Genomic DNA, 25,341 nt, shown 5'->3' with positions numbered 1-25,341 from the left:
CGTACCCGGAGCCGATGCGTCGCGCCCGCTGATCGGACGGTGAGGATCGTGGTTCTCACCGTCGACACCCTCGACGTCCTGACCGCCCTCGTGATCCTCGGGGGCGCCGCCGCCGTGGTCGTGGCCGCGATCCTCGTCGGACAACACCTCGAACGTCGGCAGGACGGGGATGCCGTGGCCGGCGGCGTCGACGGGGAGCCCGCCGTCGGCCCGGTCGCGAGCGGATTCACCCCCGCTACCCTCTCCGAGGGGGAGGCGGCGATTACGGACGAGGACACGGCCTCGCGGCCGTGCGGACCGCTGTTCATCATGGCCGGCGCTTTCGTCACGAGTTCCGTGCAGCCCTGGCGGCCCGCGCCCGCTCGTGATCCGGGTCCGTTCGCGACGCAGGGCCGCGCCGTGTCACACGAATGGATCGAGCCGGAGAGCGACGGGCTGGTCGAGCTGTACCGCGTCGGATTCCTCCTCGACGAACTCGCCGAGGAACTCGACATCGGTCCCTGCTCGATCGTGGAAGAGCTCGCCCGCCGTGTCTTCGGCGCAACGGAGCCGGTCGCGGACCCGCTCGCCCGCCGCTTCGGACAGTCCTGGACGGACGCAGAACTGCGAACCCTGCACTCGGCGGTGGACGCCGGGCACGCCGTGCCCGAGATCGCCCGTCAGCTGGGCCGCGACCAGTTGTCCGTCGTGTTCCGCGTGCTCGAGGCGGCGGCGGAGTCGCGGGGCACCGGTGTCGACGAGACGAGCGTCGTCGATTCTCGCGAGGCCGCCCTGCGACGCTGAGCAGCCCGGACCGCGACGAAGGCGGCGGCCGCGGTCGCCGTGGATCGCGTACCCTGGAGGGACGTGCCCCGAGCACGCTCGACGCCCCACGGGAGCGCGTCGATGCGGCCCGCGCGACCCCCACCTCCACTTCCGGCCGAAGGATGATCATGCCCAGTTCCAGCACCGGCGTCTGCCCCATCTGTCGTCAGACGGTCGACGTCGCCGACGGCCGCGTCGTCGATCACCGTCGGCAGGGCACGATGTGCCGCGGGTCGGGACTCGCTCCGCGCGTTGCGCCGGCGGCGAAGCGGTCTCCCGGCAAGCGTGCCTCTTCGTCGCAGACGACCCCGCGCGAGCCCGCCGCTCCCCGCGTTCGCAAGCCGGTCGCCGCTCCCCTGAACCTCGCGGATGCGTCGACCATGCGTTGCCCGGTCTGCCGGGAACTCGTCGGCACGACGTCCGTCGGGGGCGCCACTCTGCTGGCCTCTCACACGGTGCGCTCCATGCCCTGCATCGGGAGCGGTCGTCAGGTGGGTCGCCGGACCGTCGCGGCCACGTGCCCCGGTTGCGGGGAGACGCACGACGCCCAGATCAACGAGTCGGGCGGGCGGATGACGCGCCACATGGTCGGCGGATCGCTGTGTGACGGCACGGGCGCTTCCCTCGGCTCGGAGGAGCTCGAGCGCGTCTACGCCGCGGAGGCCGCCGCGCGCTGACCGCGCGCGACGGAGCACTCCCGTGGTCGACGTGGCGCCGCCGGTCCCTCACCGGGGTGATCGGCGTGACCTGCTGAAGGCGGATTGCGCCTCATGCGTCGGGCTCTGCTGCGTCGCTCTCGCGTTCGCGCGTTCCGCCGACTTCGCCATCGACAAGCCCGCTGGTGACCCGTGCGTGAATCTCGCGGACGACGATGCGTGCCGCATCCACGACCGTTTGCGGCCGAGCGGGTTCCGCGGCTGCACGGTCTTCGACTGCTTCGGCGCGGGGCAGCACGTCGCACAGTCGACGTTCGGTGGGGCGAGTTGGCGCGGTGACGCCGGACTCCGGCGGTCGATGTTCGCGGTCTTCCCGATCATGCGCGAGGTGTACGAGCTGCTCTGGTACCTGAATGAGGCCGTCGCGCTCTCGCCGCGGCTCGAGGGTGGCCTCGGCGACGAGGTGCTGCGCGTTCTCGCGGCGACCGAGCGGATCGCCGATGGTGCTCCGGCCGAGGTCCTCGGCACGGACGTCGCCACGCATCGCGATGTCGTCGTCGAGCTGCTCGGACGGGTGAGCGAGGCCCTGCGTGCCGCCGCGCCGAAGCCGGCCGGCAAACGGCACAAGAAGGTCGGACCGCGCAGCGACCTCATGGGCGCTCGCCTCGCGGGCGCCGATCTGAGGGCCGTCAACTTGCGCGGCAGCTATCTCATCGCCGCCGATCTGCAGCGCGCCGATCTCGGGTTCGCCGATCTCATCGGTGCGGACCTCCGCGACACCGATCTGAGAGGAGCCGACCTGTCGACGGCCCTCTTCGTGACGCAGCCGCAACTCGAGTCGGCGCGTGGCGACGCCCTCACCCGGTTGCCGCCGATGCTGCACCGCCCGGCCCACTGGATCTGACCATCCCCGGTCCGGAAAATCCTTGACGGGTCGTGGTGCCGGGGCTGGCTGCGCGTCGACAGGCTCGATCACCCCTACCATGGCTCGGAATCGGGCCATTCCGGTTCGTCCTCTTCCACGGCAGCGTCGGGTGGGAGAACCGCGCGGAGCCGCGCGAGGTAGGACGAGACGGGCCCGAGGTCGATGACGCCGCTGCCGGCGGCACGCTCGAAGCGGGCGGGACGGAGGGCGTCGATGCAGCGCTCGACCGCCGCGGTGTCCTCGAGTTCGATCGCCGCCTCCGCGAGCAGGCACCAGTAGACCTCGAGGAGCAGCCCCTTGGGTGGGTCGGGCGCCGTGCGCAGCGCCTCGTGTGCGTCGTCGTGCGCGTCGGCTCGAGCGAGGAGCAGTGGGCGCACCCACGGCTCGTGAGGGCCGAGGTCTCCGTCCTCGGGGAGCGGCTCGCCGAAGCGCAGGGCCCGCGTCACGTCGTCGAGGGCCGCGATCCCCTCCTCGAAGCCGGGCATCTGACCCGTGGCCTCCGGTCGCGTCCCCTCGCCGAGGAACGTCCAGCGGAACCACCGCGTGAAGACCGTCGCGAGGGCTCGACTCCGTGACCTCGCCAGGTCGTCGATGCGGTCGGCGTCACGCCGGGCCCGGTCGATGTCGTCACGCGCGCACAGCGCCTGCATCCGGATGAGGAGCCCCGTGATCTCGAACGTCGACCACTCCGTGCGCTCCGAGATCCCCTCGATCCTGGAGCCGATCCGCCCCCGCTCCTTGGCGAGGCCGGTCCGCACGAACATCTGCATGAATCGGGAACACGCGACGAGGCAGTCGAGGAATTCGTCGTCGGCACCGATCCCGACGAGTTCCTCCGCCTCCAGTACCTCCGCGACGCGGTCGGCCGTTCCGCGCGATTCCATGGCGATCGTCGCGAGTAGTCGCGCCCGCAAGCGGTGTGATCTCTCGGCGGGGAGGCGGGCGAGGGCCCGCGCCGCGGCGGCGACGATCGCCGCAGCGTGCTCCTCGTCGTCCGATCGCGTCCAGATCCCCGGTGCCTCGAAGCCTCCGATCACCTGCGCGGTGAGCTGCGCATCTCCGAACTCCTCGGCCGCCCGGATCGCGGCCAGCCGTTGCACCCGCGCGACCGTGATGTCACCTGACAGAGCGAGACTCGTGAGCATCGCGGCCGAGGCTTCGAGCTGCGCGCGTGAGTTCGCCCGACCGAGGGCCTCGGCGGTGAGTCGAAGACCCGGAGGGGCGTCGAGGGCCGGATCCTCCAGGCGCATCCGTTCCGCGAGGATCACCGTATCGGCGCTCGCCGCGCCCTCGAAACCGAGGGTCAGGCGCCGCTGGGCTTGCGCGAGAACGGCACCGGCGTGGTGCCGCCGACCGTCGCGATACAGAGCGAGGGCGAGCAGCCGCCATGCCTCCTCGTTCCACGGCTGCTCGACGACGAACGGATCGAGCAGTTCGACGGCGCCGCCCGGACGCCCGGCGGCGATGTGCGCCTCGCCGAGCCGGAGGACGAGCCGGGATCGGAGTGTCGCGAGCTGAGTCCGTTCGGCTGCCGCCCACGGTCGCTCCGCGAACTCGTCGAACGCGGTGCCCCGCCACTCCGCGAGCGCCTCGGTGAGGATGACGTCCGCACGTTCGGGCGGCTGCGCAGCGGCTGCGCGCTCGGCCCGGCGCACGCTCCACGCGTCGACGAACGGCTCCGAGACGCGCAATCGGTAACCGCCGCCGAGGGTTACGACCCCCGCGGATGGCGCGTTTCGGGGCCGATCGGGGTCGAGGGCGCGACGGAGCTCGCCGATGAAGGTCTGCACGGCACCCGCGGCTCCGTGGGGCGGATCGTCCTCCCAGAGGTCGCCGATGAGAGTCGACGTCGGCACTACATATCCGCGCGCGGCGACGAGGATTCCGAGCACCTCACGCGTGCGCGGCTTCGTCAGCGGCAGCTCGCGACCGTTCCGCTCAGCCGTGATGGGGCCGAGCACTCGGATCCGGATGTCGCTCATGTCCTCACCGTAGCGGCGACGTCCGACCCGCTGATCGAGCGCTGATCGGGTCGGTGGATGCTGGTCCCGTCCACAGCGAAAGGAACCCCATGACCCTCTCCCTCCCCGGTTTCGACTCCCGCCGGATCACGGTCGACGACGGCGTCGAACTCGCCGTCGCGGTCGCCGGGTCCGGCCCCGCCGTCGTCCTCCTGCACGGCTTCCCGCAGACCCACCTCATGTGGCGCCAGGTCGCCGCCGACCTCGTCGCCGACCACACCGTGATCGTGCCGGACCTCCGCGGCTACGGCGCGAGCGACAAGCCCGCTGAGGCCGACGAGAACACGTACTCGAAGCGCACGATGGCAGCGGACGTCGTCGCGGTGGCGCACGTGCTCGGGCACGACCGCTTCGCCCTGGCCGGGCACGACCGCGGCGCCCTCGTCGCGATCCGCGCCGGCCTCGATCACCCGGGCGTCGTCACCCATCTGCTGTCGCTCGACGTGCTGCCGACGCTCGACATGTGGAATATCCTGCACGGCGTGGACGCGAAGGTCGCGTGGCACCTCTACCTCATGGCGCAGCCCGTCGGCGTAGCCGAGCCGATGATCGAAGCGACGGCCGACACGTTCTTCGCGTCCTTCATAGACGGCTGGGTGTCCAACCCGGACGCGATCCCCGCGGAGTACCGATCCGAGTACCTCCGGGCGTCCCGCTCTGCGGTGTGGTCGATCGTCGCGGACTACCGGGCCTCAGCAGGCACCGACGTGCGGCACGACTCCGAGGACCGCGCTGCGGGACGGACCCTCGGGATGCCTGTCACCGTGATCCAGCAGGACTGGGGCAGTGCGCTCGGATACGACGGCGCCGCCCTGTGGGGAGCGTGGGCCCCCGACCTCGACCACCGCATCCTCGACGCGGGCCACTTCATGGCCGAGGAATCGCCGGAGGTCGTCGTCCGAGCGCTGCGTGAGCTGCTCCAACGCTGACCCTCGGCGACCCCGCGGAGGCGGCCGTGGTTGTGTCGTGCGAGAGCAGACTCGGGCCGCGGAATCAATGCCCCCCGCGATCCGGGCCCGGGCGGAGGGGACGCGCTTAGGCTGCCGTCACCGCGCATCACCATCGAAAGGATCACCGTGACCGACACCACCGACGGCACCGCGAAGGTCGCCGAACTCCTGAAGGACTTCCGGTTCGCCATGCTCACGACGGTCGACGAGATGGGCAAGCTCGTCGCCCACCCGCTCACCGTTCAGGAGCGCGAGTTCGACGGCGACCTGTGGTTCGTCATCGGCCGCAACGCGTCGGCCGTCACGCATATCGCCCTCAATCCGAGCGTCGGCGTCTCGCTGAGCTCGAACGACTCATGGGTCTCGCTGTCCGGAACCGCCGAGCTCGTCGACGACCACGCGAAGCTCGAGGAGCTATGGAACGGCGCCATCGAGGCGTGGTTCCCCGAGGGGCCCTCCGACCCGAACGTGACGCTGCTCAAGTTCTCCGCCGACAGTGCGGAGTACTGGGACAGCCCCGGTGGCAAGGTCGCGTCGCTCATGAGCTTCGTGAAGTCGAAGGTGACGGGTGAGTCGCTCGACGCCGACAACGAGAAGGTCGATCTCTAGCCCGCCCCTGAGCTCGTCGAAGGGCGTTGCGCTCGAAGGCTCGGCCCGCTTCGACAGGATCAGCGACCGAACGCTCAGGTGCGGAGTTCGTGGCGGCGCGGCTTGAGGCGCGCGGGAGCGTCCGACGCCTCCGGGAATTCGCACGTGAAGGTGCCTTCGTACCCGAAGAGGAAACCGAACACCCGATTCCGCACCTCGAGGCGCACACGGAAGCACTCGGCCTCATCGTCGTACGATTCGACGAGCGTCGCGTATCCGCTTGCGAACATCGGGAAGCGGAACCCGACCGGTCCCTCGTAGAAGCGCTGTGGTCCCGACGTGAGGCGGAGCGATCCGTCGGATCCGGCCCGGAGATCGAGGTCGACGACGAGATGCTGGTGCGTCCCGAGGTAGTCGACGACGTGCCCGTCATCGAGCACCATCGTCGCGTCGAACCGAGCGGCCCGGCTCGGACGGACGCGGTACTCCCGGACGAACGTGATCGTCTCGCGGCCGTACGGGTCGCGATAGGGGAAGTTCTCGACCGTGAACGGGACATCCGTCCCGGTGTCGGCGACGAGGATGTTCCGCAGCCGGCCGATCTGGAGGAACGGTACCGTCCACCACGGGCCGCGCCGGATTCGGGTCATCGTGCCGCGGCCGACGCATGCGTACCCCGACTCGAGCCCGACGCCGAAGCGCTTCTGCAGCATCGGATGGAGCCGCTCGAAGTCGGCTCCCATCGCCTCGGTGAACATCGATGTCGTCATGGCGCCTCCAAGCGAGTGAGGGAGTCGGGACTGTCGCGCATGGCGTCGGCTCGCGCAGGGTGGATGCGTCGGCAGCGCGCGGCTCGCGGACGACGGGGTCGCCAGAACGCGAGCACCGACGACACGGGTCAGCGCTCCGGCTGCACACCCGTCTCCGCCCAGATGCGCAACCGGTCGAAGCTCCACGCCGTCATCCAGTCGCAGGGGTCGGCCGCGTGTCAGGTGTGGCGCTCGTGCCGGCGCGGTTTGAGGCGCGTGGGCGCGTCCGTGGCCGCCGGGAATTCGCATGTGAACGTGCCTTCGTACCCGAACAGGAAGCCGAAGACACGATTGCGCACCGGGTCAGTACATCTAACGCCTTGAAACGGCGCAAATGCTCTACCTGACGGGGGTGAAAGGGGAGCGGTCGTCACCAGCCGAGGGCGGCGAGTGCGCCGGTGGCGGCGACGGCGATGAGAGTTGTCCACAGGACGATCGCGACGACCTGCCAGAGGATGACCCACCCCTTGCGCACACCGGAGCTCACGAAGAAAGCGGCCGTGAGCATGGTCGGCAGTGCGAGCGGCGCGAGGAGGCTGGCGCCCGGAACGCCGAACCTCACCATCCACCGGCGGAGCTTCGCGCGACCCTTCGCCCCGCGGCTCGCCTTCTCGCGCTGTTTCTCGGCGGGCTTATCGGTGGTCCGACCGGGGCCGACCGTCTTCTCGAGACGGCTCCTGGGGTCGGTGGTGGTCGTCATCGCGGTGGTCGATGTGAGGGTCGAGGTCGGGGCGGCCGCGGACTCGTCGAGCGGTGCGGCGACGACGGGACGATCTTCCACCAGCGGAGTGTGCGTGCTCGCCGGTCGCGGCGCAGTGGCTCCCGCCCGCGCGGCCCGACGGGAGACGAACGCCCCTCGGATCCGCGAACCGAGGAGGACCACGGCGACGACGCAGAGGATGTTGCCGGTGGCCCCCGCCATCGCGGCGACGACCGGGTGGATGCCCACGAGGATACCGAAGGCTGCCGCGCCCTCGCCCTCGATGTAGGGCACCATTCCGGCGAGGGCGACGATGGCCGGCTGCAGGAGCTCGGGCACCTGGTGGATCGTGCTCTGCAGCAATTGGTACGGGTTGTCCACGGTCTGTCTCTCCTTCGGATCCGACGCCCATCCTCGACGTGCGGCAGGACCCGTCAAGGGTCCGCGCGAGCGTCTGAGAAGAAGTACAGACCGTGTTCTCGCGACAGGGTCAAGGGTGGGGCTTGAGCGTGACGTGACGGCATGGTCTTGCATCGACTGGCGCACGTCGCCTCGACGGAGGCGCACGCTCCCGCCCGCGAACACGCGAGACCCCGATGACAGACACCCGGCCTCACGACACTCCCCGCCTTCACGACGCCCACGTACGCGGTATCGGCCGACCCCTCGGAACCTTCGAGAGGATCAGCGATCTCCACATCGAACGCAATCCGGTGCACTTCTCGCTGACGGTGGAACTCGGCGGGCGGCCGACGCCGGACGAGGTGATGTCGGCGCTCGGCACGGTACAGGCGGCGCACCCCCTCCACGGGTCGCCGATCGACCGAGCCGGCGGGCATCCGCGGTTCATCCCTGGAGCGGGGCGGATCCCTGTCCGCGTGGCGACGGGATCGTCCCGGCCGCGCGGGGCTGAGGATGCGACGGGGGACGGCGAGTAGGGCCAGAACGAGGATCCGACCGGCCCGACTTGACCCTGTTGCGGGAACACCGTGTGGACTGCTCGTACGAACACTGAATGATCGCGGCCGGTGAACGTCCTCACTCGGCGCGGCCACCGCCGACGAGATGGAGTCCTCTTCGATGATCGAAGCCCAGTCACTCACCAAACGCTTCAGCACCACAACCGCCGTCGATGGCATCACTTTCTCGGCACGGCCCGGCAGGGTGACCGGTTTTCTCGGTCCGAACGGCGCCGGCAAGTCGACGACGATGCGCATGATCGTGGGTCTCGATCGGCCGTCCTCCGGGTCCATCACCGTGAACGGACGCCCGTACGCGGAGCACACGGCGCCGATCCACGAGGTCGGTGCGCTCCTCGACGCCACCGCCGTGAGCGGTGGTCGCAGTGCTCGGAACCATCTCCTCGCTGTGGCCGCGACTCACCGCATCGGCGCTCGCCGTGTCGACGAGGTCATCCGGCTCACGGGGCTCGAGTCCGTCGCGCGCAAACGTGTTCGAGGGTTCTCGCTCGGCATGGGCCAGCGACTCGGTCTCGCGACGGCACTTCTCGGCGACCCGGCGACCCTCATCCTCGATGAGCCGGTGAACGGTCTCGATCCCGACGGCGTCGTGTGGGTGCGTCAGTTCGTTCGCGGTCTCGCGGCGGAGGGGCGGACCGTCCTCCTGTCCTCGCACCTCATGAGCGAGATGGCCCAGACGGCGGATCATCTCGTCATACTCGGCCGCGGCCGCATCATCGCCGACGCTGCCGTCACCGATATCCTCGCCGACGCGGGCGGCACCACCGTCGCGGTGCGCACACCCGACGGCGGTCTCCTCGCCACCGCTCTCGAGGCTCACGGCGCTGGAATCTCCTTCCCCGAGCCCGACCTTCTCTCCGTCAACGGCCTCGACTCACGGCGGATCGCGGAGATCGCCGCGCAGAACGGTGCCGTGATCTATGAACTGACACCGTACGCCGCGTCCCTCGAGGAGGCGTACATGGCTCTGACCCGCGACGACGTCGAATACCACTCGGCCGGAACACCACGGGAGGCGACTCGATGATCGCCGGGACGCCGACACCGTCCACCGTGGTCCCGGCAGGGGACGCTGCGATCCGTCACGGCCTCAGCCTGCGGGGGATGATCCGCTCCGAATGGATCAAACTCCGAAGCATCGGGTCGACCTGGTGGATGTACGCTGCCCTGCTCGTGATGACCGTCGGCATCGGGACTCAGATGTCGTCCTCGACGAGCTTCGCGTGGCTCGGGGATGAGCAGCCCACGCAGATGGGGATGCAGGCCGCCGCCGTGAACGCCATGATCCTCGGCGCTGACATCAACGTGCTCGTCGTGGGCGTGCTGGGTGTGCTCGTGATCGCCGGCGAATACAACACCGGGATGATCCGCTCCACCTTCACAGCCGTGCCTCGGCGCGTGCCGGTTCTCCTTGCCAAGGCCATGGTGTTCGCCGTCGTCACATTCCTGGTCGGCATCCTGTCGCTCGCGATCACCGTCCCGATGTCGATCGGCATACTCGCCGGCAACGGGATCGACGTCCGCCTCGACGACCCGCACTACTGGCGCGCCGTGATCGGCAGCCTCGTCTACGTCGTGCTGGTCGGTCTCATCGCATTCGGTATCGGCGCCATTCTCCGCAACATCGCCGGTGGCATCGCATTGGCACTCGGTCTCGTACTCGTCGCGCCGATCGCCCTCGGCCTCGTGTCCGGTGTCGGGCCACAGCTCGTCCTGCGGAACGTCTCTCTGCTGTTCCCGATCAATCTGGGTCGCGCCCTCACCGCTCACCCGGGTTACCCCGACTTCGCCGCGCCGGGTGAACCCCCGGTACGCCTGGAGGGGCTGTTGGTGCTCGAACCGTGGCAAGGGGCGCTCGGACTCGTCGTCTGGGTGGTGGTGTTATTCGCCGCGGCGGTCGTGCTCCTGAAGCGTCGCGACGCGTGAACGTGTACCCGATAGGCCGTCCCGCGCTGTCCAGGTGACCCCGACTGCGTCGAGGAGAGCCGAGCACCCCCCTTCCGACGGCCACGAACGACCCACCGCTGAGAGGACCCCATGACTGACCGAATGCACGACTCGCTCGAAACCCCCGGATCGGCCCCTTCGCCGGTCCGACCCGGATGGCCGGAACTGCTGGTGGGCGTCGTTGTGGGCGCAAGCGTCCCACTCCTCCTGATCATGGTTCAGGACGCGCTTTCGACCGATCCGACCGTGTGGGGGCTCATCCTGGCGGCGACGTCGGGAGTGGCCGGGCTCGTTGGTTTCGGTGCCGCCTTCCTCGTCCGACGTCTGCCCCTGCATGCGTTCGCCATCCGGAAGGCGTCGGGACGCTGGATTCTCCTCGGACTCCTTTTCGGAGTGGTCGCCTTCGTTCTCAAGGGTCTCGTCAACACGGCCGTCCTCGCCGTGATGGGCCCCCTCGAGGACCCGCAGGGCTCCTACTACGACGCGGCGGGTGGCGGGCTCTTGCCCCTCATCCTGACGTTCCTCTTCCTTGCCGTCCTCACACCCATCGGGGAGGAGTTCCTCTTCCGCGGGGTCATCACGAACGCCCTCCTGCGGCTTGGACCGTGGGTCGGCGTCGTGGGTGGCTCGATCATCTTCGCCCTCGTCCACGGCTTCAACCTGACCCTGCCGGCCGCGTTCGTGGTCGGCCTCATCGCCGCGGAGGTGATGCGTCGGAGCGGATCGATCTGGCCGGCGGTCCTCGTCCACTCCGTGAACAACCTGGCGCTGCCGATCCTTGTCATCATCCTGCAGGTGACGGGGGCGGCGTGAGGCGTCGTCGCTCACCCGCGTCATGAGCCCATCGCATCGACGCAAAGCGGTGTGGTCATCCGGAACCGGGATGACCGGTGCCGTCCGGGAGGGTGATCTCCCTGACCCCTGCACGCTTTGCACGAGATCGCCGTCTCCCGACACAGAATCGGGTGGAGACGCAGCGGCCGTCCGTCGGCTGATGACGACGGCGAGGACCGCCTGGACACATGGCCGGCCCCCGATCCGTCCTCAGTCCGAGCGGCGTGACCGGCGGACGATGGCGCTCACGACGACGAGGACGAGGCCGGCCGTACCGAGCGGGATACCGACGAGGGACAGTGCGCCTGCGCCGATGTTGGCGTCGAGCGCCGTGGGATCGCGGATGAGGATGGCCATGGCGAGCAGGGCGAAACCGATCGCGAGGAGGACTGTACCGACGGTGCGGAGGGTACGCATCAGAGGACCTCACCCGCTTTGCGCCGAGATGACGGAGCCGAGGTGTGAGCGCTCGTCTCGACGGCGGCCATACGCTCGCGACCCCCGCCCCCGCCGTGAGGCTCCTGGACAACCGCCGTCGCACGAGCCGGACCCATCGCGGGTGTCGCAATGGAGAGGCTCTCGGCGCGGTGAGGCGGGAGCCAGAGGTCTGGGCGCGTCCAGCCATCCGCGCTGAGACCCACGCGGAAGAGGACGAGTTCGTCTTCGTGGTCGTGCGTCATCGGGTCCCGGATCACGTTGCGCATCGCGTGCCTTCCTCTCGGTGGTTGAACTCCTCCGCACATTGATTCCCGTGTCCCTGGAACCGGGTCGAGCGGGAGCCGCGAGCCGCGGGGTCCCGGCTCAGTCCGCCAGTGAGTGCTGCGCGGCGAGGTGCCATGCGAGCGCTGAGGCGTCCGGTCCGGCACGGTCCGTGTACTGGCCCTCGCCCGTGGGGCCGGGCCACGCATGATCCATCGTCGGAACGACGTAGTACTCGATGAGGGTCCGGTCGTCGGCAGTGGTGAAGCGGGTGAGCTCGAACGCCCGGCGGCCGTCCTGGGCCGGCGTCGCCGACGTCTCGATCGTGAGAGCGAAGCTGTCGTTGAGCGACCCGTCGTCGACGAGGTCGTAGACGGCGCTCCAGTGCTCGACGAGACGATCGCCGACGATCTCGGGTACGACCTCGTCATTCCCTCCTTGAATCACGAGAAGAGGAACGGTCCGCTGTCGATCGGCCATCTGCGCCCACGCCTGCCGCGCGGTCTCGACGGCTGGCGTCGCGCCGGGATCGTCTGGGTCGACACGGTTCAATCCGTACTCTCCACCCGCGACCGACGTCACGGTCGCGAAGACGTCCGGGTAAGTGACGCCCAGGATGACAGCGGTGCCGGCACCCGACGACGCCCCGGAGACGTGGACGCGGGATGCGTCGGCTCCATACGTCTCGACGACCTCACGGGCGATTCCCGCGAGGAGTGCCGGTTCGCCGCTTCCGCGCTGCTGATGGCGAGGGTCGGCCGAGTTCCAGCAGTTGAGGGGGTTCGCGAAGGGGCGTTGGCTCGGATACACGACGATGACGCCCTCGCGGTCGGCGAGGGCGTCGAACTGCGTCGTGCGCTCCATCGAGTTCCAGCCGAAACCGGTCATGCCGCAGCCGTGCAGCGCCAGCATCACCGGCAGCGCCGTGGAGTCGTCGTGCTGCGGAGGGAGATGGACCTGGTACGGCAGCCAATCGCCGTCCGCGTCGTGGTACACGTGGGTGGTGTCGCCGTCGCCGCTCGTGTTCGGTAGCCCGAGTTGGAACAGCGCGGTCCCAGCGGCGATCGTCAGCAGCACCAGCGCGATCATCCCGGCCACGACGGTCGGCCAGCGCCGACGGCGCTCCTCGATAACGGCCCTCGGCCGCTCATGGGGGTTGTCCATCGATTGTCGCTCCTCCGGTGTCGGTGCACGGACGGCCGATCGGTAGTGTCCGCGCGAGTGCTCGGAACACAGTCAAGGCCGTGTTCTCGGAACGCGGTCAAGCGCACACCGAAAACGAGTGGGATGCCGGCTCGTCGGTAGGGAGAATGGTGGTCAGGATTCGGATGAACTCTGCAGATCCCTTCCGCTGCAGGCTCATCCTTGACCCTGTTCTGGGAATACGGTCTTGAATTGCTTGAGCACAGCGGCCGAGACCTGGACGTGGTGAGACGGAGAGGATGACCGATGCCCTGGAGCACGAGCGAGCTCGCCGAACTCGCGGGGACGACCGTGAACACGGTGCGTCATTATCACCGATCGGGGTTGCTCGAGGAACCCGACCGCATGTCGAACGGCTACAAGCAGTACGGTGCCCGGCACCTTGTGCGCCTGCTGCAGATCAGGCGGCTCCGTGACCTCGGCGTCCCCCTGTCTCAGATCGAGAGCGTGGGTTCCGGCGGTGATTCGCCGGCGGGTGCTCTGCTCGCGATCGACTCGGATCTCGAGGCGAGTATCGAGAGGTTACAGCGAGCGCGAGCGGAGATCCGAGCGATCCTCGAAGGCTCCACGGCGACCGATCTCCCACCCGGCTTCGAAGACGTCGCCAAGCGGCTGTCGACGCCCGAACGATCGCTCATGCTCGTCTACGAGCAACTGTACGACCGGGAGGCCATGAAGGATCTCCGGACGATGGTCGAGACGGATTCCGATGACGGCAGTGCCGAGTTCGAGGCGCTCACCGTGGATGCCGACGATGAGACCCGGCAGCGGATCGCCGCGATGTTCGCTCCGGCAATCGCTCGGCAGGTGATCGATCATCCTTGGTTGACCGAACCGGATGCGCACCTCTTGAAGGGGCCTCGTGTCACGTCCGACACCTTCGTCGAGACCTTCAGGGAGCTGTACAACGAGGCTCAACTCGACGTGATCGCCCGGGCGAGTGTCCTGGCACGTGAGCAGGTCGAGACGGCGAGGGCCGCCTCGGACCCCGACGATCTGATCGACCCCGACGATCGGCTCGACTCTGACGGGGGAGAGAGCAGATGACGCCCCACCCCCACCCCCGTTCCACGACCGATTCGGACTCGTCGCTCGGCGAGCGCCTGATCGTCGAAGATGTGCTGCTCCTGCTCTTCCAGCCGGACTCGGGGAGCATCGCGGGCGAGAGCGTCCTGTTCTTCGTGCTCGGCGGCGCGGTGCTCGGCGATCTCGCGCTCGCGGAACGCGTGGAGGTACGGCAGGACGGTGTGCTCTCGCGCCGCGTCCACGCCCTCGACGACGAGGCCGTCGCGGATGAACTCCTCGCCCGGCGTGGGTTTACATCTCGGAGAAGCCACGCGGGGTGCAGGCGGTGCTCGCTGCGATCCCGTGGAGCGGCGACCTCTACATGCGCAGCAAGGCGCTTGAACGCGGCGACTGGGTCGCGGCCGCGGCGGCCGACGCGGTGACACGCACGATGGCGGCGATCATCGGGAACGCCGTGATCGCGGCGACGATCCTCCCCCGCACGTAGCGGGCCGCCGTCCCGCGGCCCGCCCGCCCGGCCCCGGACCCCCGTGAAGTAGTGCGTTTGCGCCGATGCGCGGCGGTCTACCGCCTCATATCCGCGCAAACGCTATAACTGGTGGGGATCGGTGGCGGGCGGCGCGGAGGCCCACGCGTTGCGGACGAGGCTTTCGAGAACGGCGAGATCGAGCGCGGCGAGGCGTTTGACGTAGACGCAGCCGACGCCCGTGGTGTGCGGGCCGAGGTCGGCGAGGAGCGGATTCTCGGGGCCGTAGCCGTCGTGGATCCGTAGATCGTGAGGGCCGTCTTGCGCGGCGAGAAGCCCACGACGAACCACTCGTTCAGCGACCGGCGGGGGCGATCCAGACGGTGGACTCGGCGGGGAGAGAGCCCGCGTCGACCGGGCCGAGGACGATGCGGGAGGCGTCCGCGCCGAGGTCAAACGGGGCCGTGCCGAAGTTCGTCACGACGCGCCAGCCGTTCGGACGGACGAAGCTCAGGACGTCGGCGCGGCCCGTCTCGGTCCACTCGAGCTGCTCGTCCGTCTGAAGCACGCGGCGGAGCCGGAGCGCCTCGCGGTAGAGCGACAGCGTCGAATCGGGATCGGCGGCCTCGACGTCGACGGCGTACTTCGCGAACGACGCCGGCTGCGGCAAGTGCGCCTCGGCTTCACCGAAACCGAACGACGGGCCCGCGGCCGTCCACGGCAGCGGCACGCGGCAACCGTCGCGACCGAAGCCGTCGAATTCGCCGCCGCGGAAGAACGCCGGGTCCTGCCTGCGGTCGGCGGGGATGTCCGCGACCTCCTGCAGCCCGAGCTCCTCGCCCTGATAGAGATAGGCGCTTCCGGGCAGGCCGAGGAGCAGCAGGGTCGCCGCGCGGGCCCGGCGGAGGCCTTGCTCGCGGTCGATCCAGTCCTCCGGTCCGCCCGCCTTGATCCACTCGACGCCCTGCTTGACCGGTCGCCCCTCGAGAGCCGGCAGTCCGTAGCGGGTCGCATGGCGGGTGACGTCGTGGTTCGACAGCACCCACGTGGTCGACGATCCCGACGCCGCCGACTGCGCGAGGTTGTCGGCGATGATCGTGCGGAACTGCGCGGCGTCGAAATCGGCGACGAGCAGGTCGAAGTTGAACGCCTGCCCGAGGCCCTCGGCCGAGGCGTACCGGGCGCGCCGCTCGGGCGTGCTCACCCACGCTTCGGCGACCCCGGTGCGGGGCGGGTCGTACTCGTTGAAGACGCGACGCCACTCGGCGTAGATCTCGTGCACGTCGTCGCGGTCGCTCAGCGGGTGGTTGCCGTCGTGCGGCAGACCCTCGAGCTCCGCGCGGCTCGGGAGCGGCTCCGTGAGGTCCTTCGTGAGCATGTGGGCGACGTCGATGCGGAAGCCGTCGACGCCCCGGTCCGACCAGAACCGCAGGGTCCTGAGGAAGTCGGCGCGCACGTCGGGGTGGTCCCAGTTGAAGTCGGGCTGTTCCGTCGCGAAGCTGTGGAGGTACCACTGGCCGTCCTCGACGCGTTCCCACGCGGAGCCGCCGAACGCCGCGCCCCAATCGCTGGGTGGCTGCTCGCCGTTCTCGCCCGTGCCCTCGCGGAAGATGTACCGCTCGCGCTCCGCCGAGCCGCGGCCGGCGGCGAGGGCCTCCTGGAACCAGGGGTGCAGGTTCGAGCTGTGGTTGGGGACGATGTCGACGATCACGCGGATGCCCCGCTCGTGCAGGGCTGCGATCATCCGGTCGAAGTCCTCGAGCGTTCCGAGCCGCGGGTCGACGTTCCGGTAGTCCGCCACGTCGTATCCGCCGTCGGCCAGCGCGGAGGGGTAGAACGGGCTCAGCCACACCGCGTCGATGCCGAGTTCCGCGAGGTAGTCGGCGCGCGAGACGACGCCCGGGATGTCGCCGAGGCCGTCTCCGTTCGCGTCCGCGAAGCTCCGCGGGTAGATCTGGTAGACCGCGGCCTGACGCCACCACGTGGCGGGGTCGGTGCGGCGTGACTCACTGAGAAGCACATCGGTCATGGAGAGGAACCCTTTCTCTGGTTCGGTGAGGTCGTGGTGACGGCCGCCGCGGAAACCGCGACGGCCGCCGAATCGTGGTGCCGATCAGCCCTTGAGCGCGCCCTGGGTGACGCCCTCCATCACCCAGCGCTGCGCGAACAGGTAGGCGATGATCGCCGGCGCCATCGCCATCAGGTACGAGGCGAACGCGACGTTGTAGTTGCTGCTGAACTGCGACTGGAACAGGTTCTGCCGCACCGGCAGCGTCTGCATGTCCGCGTCGGAGATGATGAGCGACGGCATCATGAAGTCGTTCCATGCGTAGAGGAACGCGAAGATGCCGACCGTCGCGCTCATCGGGGCGAGCAGCGGGAAGATGAGCCGCCAGAACGTCTGCCACGTGCTCGCACCGTCGATCCGTGCGCTCTCCTCGAGTTCCATGGGGATGGAGCGGAGGAACGCCGTGAACAGCAGCACGCTGAAGCTCAACTGGAACATCGTCGCGAGGATGATGACGCCGAGTGGGTTGTCGAGCCCGAACCGTCCGGTGAGCTGGATCTGCGGCAGGGCGACGACGGGGAACGGGATGAACATCGCGCCGAGCAGGTAGAAGAAGGAGTAGCGGAACAACCGGTGATCCCAGTTGCGGATGATCGCGTAGGACGCGAACGACGCGAGGATGATCGTCGCGACCACCGTTCCCGCCGTGACGATGAACGACATCGCGAAGCCCACGGGGAACCGGGTGAGCTGCCACGCCTCGACGAAACCGTCGATGCTGAACGGGGCGGGGAGCGAGAAGGCGTTGCCGTCGACCGACTGCGGGCCGGTCTTGAACGCCATCGAGATGGTCACGTAGAGCGGAAGGAGCACGGTCACGGCGCAGAGGAACAGGATGATCGTCGTCGACCAGCTGCCGCTCTTCCTGCCCTTCGCCGTCGGCATCGTTCCACCGGTGGTGATGGAGCGGGTCGAGGTGGGGTCTCCGGCGGCGGACGGTGCGGAGGGGGTCTTCTTTGTGGGGAGGGGGATCGTGGACATCAGATGTTGCTCCTTCCGCGCGTCACCGAGAGCTGCAGGACGGCGATGATGATCGTGATGATGAAGAACAGCGTCGCCGTCGCCATCTGGTAGGCGTAGTCGCCCGTCTGGAAGCCCCGGATGATCGTCATCGCGATGCTCCGTGTGGAGGTGCCGGGACCGCCGTTCGTGAGGCCGATGATGATGTCGTAGGCGTTCAGGTAGTTCTTGAAGCCCAGGATCACGTTGATGACGACGTAGCCCGCGACGAGCGGGAGCGTGATCCGCACGAGCTGTTGGCGCTTGTTCGCGCCGTCGATGGAGGCCGCCTCGTAGACGTCGCCGGGAATGGACAGGATTCCCGCGATGTAGATGAGGAGCGTTCCGGGGATCGACTGCCAGGCCGTCACGATCACGATGCCGACCCACGCGAGGTCCGGGTTCGCGAGGATGCTCGTCTCGAGGAACGGGATGCCGAGCGCCGAACCGGCGGCCGGCAACGAGTTCTGGAAGAGGAACGCGAAGACGTAGGCGATGATGATGCCCGAGACGACCATGGGGATGACGAAGATCGCCCGGAGGCCCATCTTGAAGCGGATCTTCGCCGTCAGGCCCACCGCGAGGAGGAACGCGATCACGTTCACGAGGATCACCGTCACGAGCGCGAAGCCGAACGTGAAGAGGAAGCTCGTGAGGATCGCCGGGTCGCTGAATGCGGCGATGTAGTTCGTGAACCCGGTGAACTCCCACTGCCCGATACCGATGGAGTCGGTGAAGCTGAAGAAGATGCCGATGATGCCGGGGACCGTGATCGCCAGCGTGAACAGCACCACGGCGGGGAAGAGGAAGAGGTAGTAGATGGGTTCGACGCGCTTGTTGCTGCGCGACTTCTGGGCGCTACCTCCGGTGACGATGCTCCGTGTGGCGGTCATCAGTTGCCTTCCTCGCTCGAGACGGCCGGTTGGCGGAACGCGATCCGCGCCCAGTCGGCGTCCATAGTGCGCAGCATCGACTCGGCGTCGGTGCCGAGAGCGAGTGCCTGCGCGTAGTTCTCGGTGGGGATGGCTCGGGGGTTGAGGATGCCGGGGCCCTGATAGACCGCGCCGGCGTCGTAGTAGGGGATCATCCCTTCGACGCGGGGGTCGTCCGGGGCCGAGCCGTCGTCCGTCGGTACGAAGCCGAGTTGCGAGTTGTTGTACTCCTGGATGATCTCCGGCGTGAACAGGTAGTCGAGGAAGTCGAAGGCGCCTTCCTTGTTCGACGCCTCCTCGGGGATCATCGTGACGAGGTCCATGTTGACGCGGACCTTGAGGTCGGCGGGGTCCTCGGTCATCGGCAGGGGGAAGGTGCCGATCTCGAGGTCGGGGTTCGTCAGCTCGATCTGGCTGAGCGCCCACGGGCCCTGCATGTACATCGTGGCCTCGCCGTTGGCGAAGGCGACGTTGCCGACGTCGTAGGCGCGGCTTCCCGCGTTGGGCTGCGTGTACTCGCTCGCGAGCAGCTGCATCTTCTCGATCGGCTCGAGGAAGTCCTTCTGGAAGGACACCTCGGAGTTCGGTCCGACCTCGGTGCCCTGCTCCGCCATCTGGTCGTAGAAGGCCTGGACGTCGATCGCGCCGCCGACGGAGTAGTCGAACCAGCCTTGGTTGACGGTCCACGCGTCGGCGAACGTCCCGTAGAACGGGTTGATGTCGTTGGCCTTGAGCGTGTCAGCGACCTCGATGAGCTCGCTCCACGTCTTGGGGACTTCGAGGTCGTTCTCCTCGAAGATCGTCTTGTTGTAGATGACCGAGGCGGCCATGACGGAGTAGGGGAGAGCCGTCGTTCGACCGGGGCACGTGCCGAACTGATCGAGCAGCGGCTGGAAGTCGTCGCGGATGCGTGACGCGGGTTCCGTCTCGGAGAGGTCTTCGAGCACGCAGCGCTGGACGAAGCGGGAGACCTCGTGGTTGTAGTTGGCGAGCATGATGTCCGGCGGATTGCCGCGGACGAAGCTCGCCGAGATCGGGTCGACGCCCGACGTGTCCATGACCACGCGGTAGTCGCTCTGGGAGGCGTTGTAGTCGGCGACCGTCTGCTCCATGAAGCTGATCGCTTCACGCTTGTTGAACGTGAAGTGCACGGTCTCCGCACCTCCGCTCGAGCATCCGGTGAGGACCGCGCCCACGAGGGCCAGTCCTATCGCTCCGGCGGCGGCGCGCAGAGCCCCCGTCTTTCGTCTAGACATCGTCGTCCTTCCGTCGGTGGTCCTCCATTGGGCCACCAATAAATAGTGTGAGTGAATCAACTCTCGGTCTCCACTCTATATCGGACGACGTCCGGGTCAAGAGCCTTGTGTGCCGGTCGTGATGGATCGGTTACGCGGAGGGTTCGTCACCGTGGGGCGTGAGGGTGGGCGCTCGGTGGATGCAGGGTGTGCGCGGGGTGGGTAGCGGAGTTCGCAGGGTGGACACGGCGGGTGCGGCGCGGGGATACTCTTGGCGATCATGAGTGCGACGACGACGATGACGACGGGCAGAGCGGTGGGCGCTGGGCCGCGCTCCGTGAACGTCGCCGCCGTGCTCGACACCGCGTGGTCCGTCGCCGCCTTCACCGCCACGGACGTGATCGAGGCCACGGGCCTCGCCCGGTCCACGGCGATCGCGTTGTGCGACGAACTCATCGAGCTCGGGTGGCTCGCGGAGCTCGACGACTCACGGCAGTCCGGCGCCGAGTACCGCAAAGGCCGGCCCGCGCGGCGGTACGCGCTCCGCGAGGACGCCGGCCTGCTCGTGGGCGTCGACGCGGGCGCGCACTCCATCACCGCGGTCGTCACCGACCTGCGGGGGCGTGAGGTGGCGCGGTCCCAGCGCGTGGTGAACCCGATGGCGGACGGCGACGAACGGATCGCGGCGATCGATGCGGGGATCGATGAGGCGCTTGCGGCGGCGGGTGCGGCGACCGTGCTGTGCCTCGCGATCGGTATTCCGGCGCCCGTGGACACGCAGGGGCGCTCGCCGGAGCGTGACCCGTTCTGGCAGCGCGTGAACCCTCGGATCGCCGAGCGGGTCGCCGGTCGCGGCTGCCCGGTGATCGTGGACAACGACGCGAACCTCGCCGCGCTCGCCGAAGGCGCGATCGGCGCGGGCGTCGGCCTCGAGTCGTACATCACGATCGTGAGCGGGGAGCGCTTCGGCGCCGGTTACGTGATCGACGGCCGCCTCGTGCGCGGTCGCGGCCAGGCGGGCGAGCTGCATCTGCTCGACCTCGTCGAGGGTGTCGGTTCCACGCTCGGCGTCGGCGCGGTGCTCCGTGACTGGGCGCGGGAGCAGCGCACGGTCGGGACGATCCCGGAGACCAGCCCGCTCGCGGAGCTCCCCGTCGACAAGATCGAGGCCCGCGCGGTCTTCGAGGCCGCCGCCGCGGGCGACCCGGTGGCACTCGACATGCTCGACCGGGTGGCGGACCGCCTCGCGCGCATCGGCGCCGTACTCGGGGGACTGCTCGACGTGGAACGCATCGTCTTCGCCGGCGCCCTCGCCCCGTCGATGCCGCCGCTCCTCGACCTCACGACCGCGGCGCTCGCCACCTACATGAACGCGGACCCACCGGAACTCGTCGCCTCGACCCTCGGCGCCGACATCGTCGCCCAGGGCGCGATCGCGAGCGCGATGGAGTATGTGCGGCGGAATGCGCTCGCGATCGACATGTCGACGGGGCCCGCCGCTCCCTGACTAACGGTTCCTGAGTCTGTCGAGGGGCGCCAACCTGAGACCGCCGACTGCTGCACCCCGCTTCGACAAGCTCAGCGCCCGTGATGAAGGCATTTCTCACGGCCTGGAATGGCCCCGATTGTTCCACCCCGCGACCGCTCGTTGGTCGGCCCTACCGATCGAAAGCTCAGCCGATCGATGATGGTCCCCCTGCGGTGGTCCATCGAAAAGACGACTATCTAGTGCTCGGGATGAGGGTTAGGTTCGCCTCGGGTGGGGTTCTCGCCTAGGTATCGGCGGATAGACGTGCCGCTATCCGATTCCTACCCGTCGTCTGTGACGGTTCGTGTGCGCGGTGGTCTCATGTGGGACAGCGCTCGATACGCGGGAGACACCGCCAATGGCATCAAGTGGTCGATGCTGCGATCAAGCGATGAGACCAAGAGTGTGCGGGTCAACAATGTGACGAACACGTTCTACACGCCGCGCCTCGGACAGAAGGGGTCCTACTTCACAGGCCACTACCAAGGGCCTCGACTGTTCAGATAACTGCCCCAACCGGGCAGAAGTCAGGATCAGACATCTCGAGCGTGCAGTTCATCAAGTCCTAGCGTCAAGGAACGATTCCGGCGGTGGGGTCAGCCAAATGAGACCGACTCCACCGTCGGCCTCCACTCTTGCCGCTATCGAGTATTCGGCCTGCTCACTGTTGTCCCGCGCCCACTGCTCGACGGTGGAAAGCGAGTCCGATTCCATGTCGTAGGCGATCCAGTGAACGCCGCCTTCCTTCACGATCATCACCCGATAGCCGATGGACTGCGACTCCCACTGGCCGTCTCTCTCGTCAACCTCACGCGCGTTCATGCCGCAAGGATAGCCAGCGCATTTCACCGAGCGGTCCTCGCTCGCACGCATTTGTGGAAGCGCAAGCTTTACGCGATGAGACCGCCGATCAGGCTCGCCACAACCGCAAACGCCACCAACGCCGTGGAGATCGCGCCGATCCAGATGCCCCACCACGCGACGGTGCCGCGGCCGCCGGATCGCCTCGCGGTGCGGTAGCTCGACACGCTCACGATCAGCCCGACCGGTGGGAGAACCACCGACAGCACCAGGCCGATCAGCACGAGACCGATACCCGGCTCGTCGAGCTTGGCAATGTCGTTCTGGAGGTTGCTGAGTTGAGTACTCACCGTTTCCCTTTCGTGTGGAATCTCCCAGGTCCTGGTTCCGGATCGACCTAGGAGAGGAGCCTTGTCCGGCCCGCGATCGTCGGAGAGTGCTCGGCGAGAGCATCGTCGGTGACAGTTTCTTGCGCCGTTGGCCGCGATCCTCTCCAAGATGGTCCCCCCTCAGGGGTCCTCCGTTTGCCCTACTGCATATCTAATCAGGTACCGCTAGTTTATCCTCTCGTACCCGATATCCGTCGGGGAATCTCAATAACGAGTGGGGGCGCTATGCGTTCAAGCAGGGCGAGGGGCAGGAGAAGGTTGTCCGTAGCGGGAGCCGGGTTGGCGGCGATTCTGGTGTCCAGTTTGGTTTCTGGATCTTCAGCAACATCCGTCTCGGCGGAACCGCTGGAAGAGGTCGCGATCGAGAACATCGCTGACGTGGTCTCGGACGCAGCTCCGGACCAGGCCGAACCCGTGCAAGCTGCTCCGGTTGCTGAGTCGTTCGTCGCAGAGGTGGGTGCGACGGAGGTGACGGTCCCAATCGACGGCGATGATGGAATCGAGGTATTGGCAACCATCGGCGGCTCGGAGCTGGCGGCGACTCTATCGCTCCCATCGGGTATAGAGGTGGACGAAGGGGAGCTCGCTTCCGACGGCACGATCGTCTTCGCCGAGGAAGGCGCTGCGGGTCAGAGCGACGGAGGCGTTGCCGTCCAGACGTTGGAGGATGGTGCAACACGAATCCAAACGGTGATTGCCGACGTCGGCAGTGAGCACGAATTCGGGTATGCGGTGGACGGCTTCCGAGCGACGATCGATGCTCAGGGCCAGGCGGGTTTTGTCAGTGATGGCGTGGACGGCGCATACGTGCCGGTGGCTCCGGCGTGGGCGACGGACGCGAACGGTGATCCCGTAGACACTCACTACGAGGTGCGCGCGGACCAGCTGTTTCAGGTCGTGGTTCCGGGTCCCGATACGGTTTATCCCGTCGTCGCAGACCCCACGTGGCAGTGGAGAAGCGCAGCATGGGGGATGACTCTCAATCGCAAGGAGACGGCGAGTATCAAGGATTATTCGGTGGCTGCGGGGATGTGTGGCCTCTTCATCAAGAAGAAGCCGATCGTCGCCTGCGGTATCTGGGCTTCTTACCTTCTCACCCAGGCGGTGACGGCCAACAAGCTCAAGCCGAAGGGCTGCTTGCACCTCGTCCTCGCTCCTCTGCCGGGCGCGATCATCCACGTGAAATGCTGACCGTGGACGCAAGCGAGCCGGTCTCAACATCAGGGTCAACATCAGGGGAGGGGCTCACATGATCGCTGAGTTCGTTTCGCGGCCTGAGGGGGCCTACGTGCTGACGTTCGCACTCGCGGTGGCTGTCGGTCTCGTGGTGCGGGGCCGGTCTATCCGGGCGTGGGCGTCGACCGTACTGGTGTCGGGCGTGTTTCTCGCGGTTGCATCGACGCGAGTGGACGATGCTCCCTTCGCCGCGCCGCTCTACATCGTCGTCGCTGCCACCACGAGCGTGATCGTGGTCGCCGTTCAGCTCCGCGGCAGCCCGCTGCTCGCGGATGAGCCGTGGTGGCGGAGATTCCTGCTCGCGATGCTCCATGAGCGCGCAGTCCGGCAGGCTGCAGGCGAGGACTCCGAGCCGGTCTCCGGGCGCGCCCACGTCTAGCGATGCAGTGGAAGGGCGGTTGGTCGCCGGCAGCGTTGTTGTCGGCAACCAACGCCCCGATTCTGTGCCGTGGGGTCAGATGAGCTGCTGGTCCTGCAGCTCACCCTGCCTGCGCTTCAGCCGTGCATCGTCCGTCGAAGCTCCACGCTCAGACTGCGCAAATGGTCTTCGGCGACAGCGTCCTGCACAGCTGGAAGTGTCGGGTCAATGCCGCGGCCACGTCCAGCATGGTAGCGCCGGCTGAAGCGCTTCTCCGGTATCGAGCCCGCCGCAAGTTCGTCGAGGAAAGCAGCGAAACGGTGTGTCCGCCGATGAGCGGAAGTGCTGATGCGAGTACCGTCCGCTACTTCGTTGAATTCACTGCTCGCATACTCAAGACGGGCGGAGTCGGATGCGAGTCTGTTCCAGGCTTGCTCGACATCATCATGGCCAGTTGCCGTCCTCAGGTGTCCGAATCGACACCGGGCCGCGGCCCGCAGCACGTGGTGGAGGAGATGTGCGTCTTGGTGAACAAAGTGGGCATCTGAGTAGCTGGCCAGTGAGCGAGGCAGCCATACAAGATTCGGCACGAATGAGAAAAGTAGGCGATCGGATGTTGTCTTCGGCCAGATGTGACAGCAAACGAGCCCGTTCCGCAACCTACCGGCACCGTACGGTGAATGTGGCCCGGAGACGTGCTGGCTGCGAATCATCCCCTTGATGAGCGAGTTGTCGTCGGAGAAGCGTCCTCTCTCGTCGGGAAAGCCCCAAAGGTCGCGTGGGGGACCCGATACGCGCACATCAGCGCGAACTCGAACCCGCCGTACGGCGAAGGGCGCCAGCCATGGAGACGAAACATATGTGGCAACGGGCAGCCAGATCGCATACCGGAGGCCGAGTTCGACGATCTCGGAAGGCCCGAGTTGCCGCAGATCGTCGATACCGTCGCGACGTAGTTCCGCCTGGAGTACATCGTTTGCATCCATGGGAATCCAATCGGTGGCGTTGGCCCGCCATACAAACGACTTCTTCGCCAACGACGTACGTAGCCGCCTCGCGAGCGTACGGCGAGGGACCAGGCCGGCGCCTCACCCAGTACGAGGGTGACCTGGCATCTTCCCATCGGTGTCCTCGATTGCCTGAACTAGACGTGGTGCGGACCGGGTCGGTCCCCCGAATAGGCAAAC

27 protein-coding genes and 1 pseudogene are annotated in these 25,341 nt (G+C 67.8%); 15 read left to right on the top strand and 13 right to left on the bottom strand.

The window, feature by feature from the left end; translation table 11 throughout:
• The first annotated feature begins 48 nt into the window (after positions 1 to 48).
• The 3 genes from ELQ92_RS00745 (at position 49) to ELQ92_RS00735 (ending at position 2,364) form a co-directional block, all read left to right on the top strand.
• A complete protein-coding gene (locus ELQ92_RS00745; protein ID WP_128497026.1) occupies positions 49 to 783 on the top strand; it encodes a hypothetical protein in 735 nt (244 codons plus the stop codon).
• A 149-nt stretch (positions 784 to 932) separates the two neighbouring features.
• A complete protein-coding gene (locus ELQ92_RS00740) occupies positions 933 to 1,481 on the top strand; it encodes a hypothetical protein (protein WP_128497024.1) in 549 nt (182 codons plus the stop codon).
• 22 nt (positions 1,482 to 1,503) lie between these two features.
• Positions 1,504 to 2,364 carry a pentapeptide repeat-containing protein gene (locus tag ELQ92_RS00735; protein WP_243694797.1) on the top strand — a complete coding sequence of 287 codons (861 nt, stop codon included), beginning with the start codon at positions 1,504 to 1,506 and terminating at the stop codon, positions 2,362 to 2,364.
• Between the two features lie 74 nt (positions 2,365 to 2,438).
• On the opposite strand, the gene ELQ92_RS00730 is transcribed toward ELQ92_RS00735, so the two are convergent.
• Positions 2,439 to 4,367 carry an AfsR/SARP family transcriptional regulator gene (locus ELQ92_RS00730; protein WP_128497022.1) on the bottom strand — a complete coding sequence of 643 codons (1,929 nt, stop codon included), beginning with the start codon at positions 4,365 to 4,367 and terminating at the stop codon, positions 2,439 to 2,441.
• A gap of 89 nt (positions 4,368 to 4,456) precedes the next feature.
• On the opposite strand from ELQ92_RS00730, the gene ELQ92_RS00725 reads away from it, so the two are divergent.
• Positions 4,457 to 5,335 (top strand): alpha/beta fold hydrolase, encoded by an 879-nt coding sequence (locus ELQ92_RS00725; RefSeq protein WP_128497020.1) that lies wholly within the window; start codon positions 4,457 to 4,459, stop codon positions 5,333 to 5,335.
• A gap of 147 nt (positions 5,336 to 5,482) precedes the next feature.
• Complete coding sequence (locus ELQ92_RS00720) at positions 5,483 to 5,965, top strand: pyridoxamine 5'-phosphate oxidase family protein (protein ID WP_243694796.1); 483 nt, start codon at positions 5,483 to 5,485, stop codon at positions 5,963 to 5,965.
• A 74-nt stretch (positions 5,966 to 6,039) separates the two neighbouring features.
• On the opposite strand, the gene ELQ92_RS00715 is transcribed toward ELQ92_RS00720, so the two are convergent.
• Positions 6,040 to 6,714: a DUF4166 domain-containing protein gene (locus ELQ92_RS00715; protein WP_128497018.1), complete on the bottom strand. Its 675-nt coding sequence runs from the start codon at positions 6,712 to 6,714 to the stop codon at positions 6,040 to 6,042.
• Between the two features lie 409 nt (positions 6,715 to 7,123).
• Positions 7,124 to 7,834: a small multidrug efflux protein gene (locus ELQ92_RS00705; RefSeq protein WP_128497016.1), complete on the bottom strand. Its 711-nt coding sequence runs from the start codon at positions 7,832 to 7,834 to the stop codon at positions 7,124 to 7,126.
• Between the two features lie 699 nt (positions 7,835 to 8,533).
• Here ELQ92_RS00705 and ELQ92_RS00700 point away from each other — a divergent pair.
• The 3 genes from ELQ92_RS00700 to ELQ92_RS00690 all read left to right on the top strand — a co-directional run bounded on the left by ELQ92_RS00700 (position 8,534) and on the right by ELQ92_RS00690 (position 11,193).
• Positions 8,534 to 9,460 (top strand): ABC transporter ATP-binding protein, encoded by a 927-nt coding sequence (locus ELQ92_RS00700; protein ID WP_128497014.1) that lies wholly within the window; start codon positions 8,534 to 8,536, stop codon positions 9,458 to 9,460.
• Positions 9,457 to 10,359 (top strand): ABC transporter permease, encoded by a 903-nt coding sequence (locus ELQ92_RS00695; RefSeq protein WP_128497012.1) that lies wholly within the window; start codon positions 9,457 to 9,459, stop codon positions 10,357 to 10,359. Before ELQ92_RS00700 ends, ELQ92_RS00695 begins: the two co-directional genes overlap by 4 nt.
• A 111-nt stretch (positions 10,360 to 10,470) precedes the next feature.
• Positions 10,471 to 11,193 carry a CPBP family intramembrane glutamic endopeptidase gene (locus tag ELQ92_RS00690; RefSeq protein ID WP_128497010.1) on the top strand — a complete coding sequence of 241 codons (723 nt, stop codon included), beginning with the start codon at positions 10,471 to 10,473 and terminating at the stop codon, positions 11,191 to 11,193.
• Between the two features lie 231 nt (positions 11,194 to 11,424).
• Here the strand turns inward: ELQ92_RS00690 and ELQ92_RS00685 are convergent, their stop codons facing one another.
• The 3 genes from ELQ92_RS00685 to ELQ92_RS00675 all read right to left on the bottom strand — a co-directional run bounded on the left by ELQ92_RS00685 (position 11,425) and on the right by ELQ92_RS00675 (position 13,077).
• Entirely contained in the window at positions 11,425 to 11,631 is a 207-nt protein-coding gene (locus ELQ92_RS00685) for a hypothetical protein (protein ID WP_128497008.1), read from the bottom strand.
• A complete protein-coding gene (locus ELQ92_RS00680) occupies positions 11,631 to 11,918 on the bottom strand; it encodes a hypothetical protein (protein ID WP_128497006.1) in 288 nt (95 codons plus the stop codon). Before ELQ92_RS00680 ends, ELQ92_RS00685 begins: the two co-directional genes overlap by 1 nt.
• Before the next feature lie 97 nt (positions 11,919 to 12,015).
• Positions 12,016 to 13,077 carry an extracellular catalytic domain type 1 short-chain-length polyhydroxyalkanoate depolymerase gene (locus tag ELQ92_RS00675; RefSeq protein WP_128497004.1) on the bottom strand — a complete coding sequence of 354 codons (1,062 nt, stop codon included), beginning with the start codon at positions 13,075 to 13,077 and terminating at the stop codon, positions 12,016 to 12,018.
• A 285-nt stretch (positions 13,078 to 13,362) separates the two neighbouring features.
• Between ELQ92_RS00675 and ELQ92_RS00670 the strand changes: the two genes are divergently transcribed.
• The 3 genes and pseudogenes from ELQ92_RS00670 (at position 13,363) to ELQ92_RS16490 (ending at position 14,629) form a co-directional block, all read left to right on the top strand.
• Entirely contained in the window at positions 13,363 to 14,163 is an 801-nt protein-coding gene (locus ELQ92_RS00670) for a helix-turn-helix domain-containing protein (protein ID WP_128497002.1), read from the top strand.
• Positions 14,160 to 14,414, top strand: a pseudogene (locus ELQ92_RS16775) (GPP34 family phosphoprotein); the annotation flags it as partial. The gene ELQ92_RS00670 and the pseudogene ELQ92_RS16775, both read left to right, overlap by 4 nt.
• Positions 14,415 to 14,458: 44 nt before the next feature.
• Positions 14,459 to 14,629, top strand: a complete 171-nt coding sequence (locus ELQ92_RS16490) for a hypothetical protein (RefSeq protein ID WP_243694795.1) — start codon at positions 14,459 to 14,461, stop codon at positions 14,627 to 14,629.
• A gap of 102 nt (positions 14,630 to 14,731) precedes the next feature.
• Here the strand turns inward: ELQ92_RS16490 and ELQ92_RS00660 are convergent, their stop codons facing one another.
• The 5 genes from ELQ92_RS00660 to ELQ92_RS00640 all read right to left on the bottom strand — a co-directional run bounded on the left by ELQ92_RS00660 (position 14,732) and on the right by ELQ92_RS00640 (position 19,863).
• On the bottom strand, positions 14,732 to 14,959 hold the full coding sequence (locus tag ELQ92_RS00660; RefSeq protein ID WP_128497000.1) for a hypothetical protein: 228 nt from the start codon (positions 14,957 to 14,959) through the stop codon (positions 14,732 to 14,734).
• Positions 14,960 to 14,963: 4 nt separating this feature from the next.
• Positions 14,964 to 16,637, bottom strand: coding sequence for a glycoside hydrolase family 13 protein (locus ELQ92_RS00655; protein WP_128496998.1), 1,674 nt, complete (start codon positions 16,635 to 16,637; stop codon positions 14,964 to 14,966).
• A gap of 84 nt (positions 16,638 to 16,721) precedes the next feature.
• Positions 16,722 to 17,561, bottom strand: a complete 840-nt coding sequence (locus tag ELQ92_RS00650; RefSeq protein WP_166426718.1) for a carbohydrate ABC transporter permease — start codon at positions 17,559 to 17,561, stop codon at positions 16,722 to 16,724.
• 95 nt (positions 17,562 to 17,656) lie between these two features.
• Complete coding sequence (locus tag ELQ92_RS00645; RefSeq protein ID WP_128496994.1) at positions 17,657 to 18,568, bottom strand: carbohydrate ABC transporter permease; 912 nt, start codon at positions 18,566 to 18,568, stop codon at positions 17,657 to 17,659.
• Positions 18,568 to 19,863: an ABC transporter substrate-binding protein gene (locus tag ELQ92_RS00640; RefSeq protein ID WP_128496992.1), complete on the bottom strand. Its 1,296-nt coding sequence runs from the start codon at positions 19,861 to 19,863 to the stop codon at positions 18,568 to 18,570. The genes ELQ92_RS00645 and ELQ92_RS00640 overlap by 1 nt, the downstream gene beginning before the upstream one ends.
• 259 nt (positions 19,864 to 20,122) lie before the next feature.
• Between ELQ92_RS00640 and ELQ92_RS00635 the strand changes: the two genes are divergently transcribed.
• On the top strand, positions 20,123 to 21,349 hold the full coding sequence (locus ELQ92_RS00635) for an ROK family protein (RefSeq protein ID WP_128496990.1): 1,227 nt from the start codon (positions 20,123 to 20,125) through the stop codon (positions 21,347 to 21,349).
• A gap of 579 nt (positions 21,350 to 21,928) precedes the next feature.
• Here ELQ92_RS00635 and ELQ92_RS00630 read toward each other — a convergent pair.
• Both ELQ92_RS00630 and ELQ92_RS00625 read right to left on the bottom strand, forming a co-directional pair.
• Positions 21,929 to 22,192 carry a hypothetical protein gene (locus ELQ92_RS00630; RefSeq protein ID WP_128496988.1) on the bottom strand — a complete coding sequence of 88 codons (264 nt, stop codon included), beginning with the start codon at positions 22,190 to 22,192 and terminating at the stop codon, positions 21,929 to 21,931.
• A gap of 68 nt (positions 22,193 to 22,260) precedes the next feature.
• Positions 22,261 to 22,521 carry a hypothetical protein gene (locus ELQ92_RS00625; RefSeq protein WP_128496986.1) on the bottom strand — a complete coding sequence of 87 codons (261 nt, stop codon included), beginning with the start codon at positions 22,519 to 22,521 and terminating at the stop codon, positions 22,261 to 22,263.
• 318 nt (positions 22,522 to 22,839) lie between these two features.
• On the opposite strand from ELQ92_RS00625, the gene ELQ92_RS00620 reads away from it, so the two are divergent.
• From ELQ92_RS00620 to ELQ92_RS00610, 3 genes are all read left to right on the top strand, one after another.
• Positions 22,840 to 23,751 carry a hypothetical protein gene (locus ELQ92_RS00620; protein ID WP_128496984.1) on the top strand — a complete coding sequence of 304 codons (912 nt, stop codon included), beginning with the start codon at positions 22,840 to 22,842 and terminating at the stop codon, positions 23,749 to 23,751.
• Positions 23,752 to 23,809: 58 nt separating this feature from the next.
• Positions 23,810 to 24,175: a hypothetical protein gene (locus ELQ92_RS00615; protein ID WP_128496982.1), complete on the top strand. Its 366-nt coding sequence runs from the start codon at positions 23,810 to 23,812 to the stop codon at positions 24,173 to 24,175.
• A 161-nt stretch (positions 24,176 to 24,336) separates the two neighbouring features.
• Positions 24,337 to 24,702: a hypothetical protein gene (locus tag ELQ92_RS00610; RefSeq protein WP_128496980.1), complete on the top strand. Its 366-nt coding sequence runs from the start codon at positions 24,337 to 24,339 to the stop codon at positions 24,700 to 24,702.
• Positions 24,703 to 25,341: the final 639 nt, after the last annotated feature.

It is taken from the genome of Labedella populi (assembly GCF_004078655.1).
Lineage (GTDB): Bacteria > Actinomycetota > Actinomycetes > Actinomycetales > Microbacteriaceae > Labedella > Labedella populi.
Note: the sequence above shows the minus strand (reverse complement) of the source record. Positions and strands in the feature narration are given on the sequence as shown.

Coding starts and splice junctions, on each gene's coding strand:
- ELQ92_RS00610 (WP_128496980.1), top strand. CDS start 24,337: ATGGTCTTCGGCGACAGCGTCCTGCACAGCTGGAAGTGTCGGGTCAAT.
- ELQ92_RS00685 (WP_128497008.1), bottom strand. CDS start 11,631: ATGCGTACCCTCCGCACCGTCGGTACAGTCCTCCTCGCGATCGGTTTC.
- ELQ92_RS00715 (WP_128497018.1), bottom strand. CDS start 6,714: ATGACGACATCGATGTTCACCGAGGCGATGGGAGCCGACTTCGAGCGG.
- ELQ92_RS00690 (WP_128497010.1), top strand. CDS start 10,471: ATGACTGACCGAATGCACGACTCGCTCGAAACCCCCGGATCGGCCCCT.
- ELQ92_RS00645 (WP_128496994.1), bottom strand. CDS start 18,568: ATGACCGCCACACGGAGCATCGTCACCGGAGGTAGCGCCCAGAAGTCG.
- ELQ92_RS00655 (WP_128496998.1), bottom strand. CDS start 16,637: ATGACCGATGTGCTTCTCAGTGAGTCACGCCGCACCGACCCCGCCACG.
- ELQ92_RS00640 (WP_128496992.1), bottom strand. CDS start 19,863: ATGTCTAGACGAAAGACGGGGGCTCTGCGCGCCGCCGCCGGAGCGATA.
- ELQ92_RS00675 (WP_128497004.1), bottom strand. CDS start 13,077: ATGGACAACCCCCATGAGCGGCCGAGGGCCGTTATCGAGGAGCGCCGT.
- ELQ92_RS00650 (WP_166426718.1), bottom strand. CDS start 17,561: ATGCCGACGGCGAAGGGCAGGAAGAGCGGCAGCTGGTCGACGACGATC.
- ELQ92_RS00630 (WP_128496988.1), bottom strand. CDS start 22,192: ATGAACGCGCGTGAGGTTGACGAGAGAGACGGCCAGTGGGAGTCGCAG.
- ELQ92_RS00695 (WP_128497012.1), top strand. CDS start 9,457: ATGATCGCCGGGACGCCGACACCGTCCACCGTGGTCCCGGCAGGGGAC.
- ELQ92_RS00700 (WP_128497014.1), top strand. CDS start 8,534: ATGATCGAAGCCCAGTCACTCACCAAACGCTTCAGCACCACAACCGCC.
- ELQ92_RS00680 (WP_128497006.1), bottom strand. CDS start 11,918: ATGCGCAACGTGATCCGGGACCCGATGACGCACGACCACGAAGACGAA.
- ELQ92_RS00635 (WP_128496990.1), top strand. CDS start 20,123: ATGAGTGCGACGACGACGATGACGACGGGCAGAGCGGTGGGCGCTGGG.
- ELQ92_RS00725 (WP_128497020.1), top strand. CDS start 4,457: ATGACCCTCTCCCTCCCCGGTTTCGACTCCCGCCGGATCACGGTCGAC.
- ELQ92_RS00670 (WP_128497002.1), top strand. CDS start 13,363: ATGCCCTGGAGCACGAGCGAGCTCGCCGAACTCGCGGGGACGACCGTG.
- ELQ92_RS00615 (WP_128496982.1), top strand. CDS start 23,810: ATGATCGCTGAGTTCGTTTCGCGGCCTGAGGGGGCCTACGTGCTGACG.
- ELQ92_RS00730 (WP_128497022.1), bottom strand. CDS start 4,367: ATGAGCGACATCCGGATCCGAGTGCTCGGCCCCATCACGGCTGAGCGG.
- ELQ92_RS00740 (WP_128497024.1), top strand. CDS start 933: ATGCCCAGTTCCAGCACCGGCGTCTGCCCCATCTGTCGTCAGACGGTC.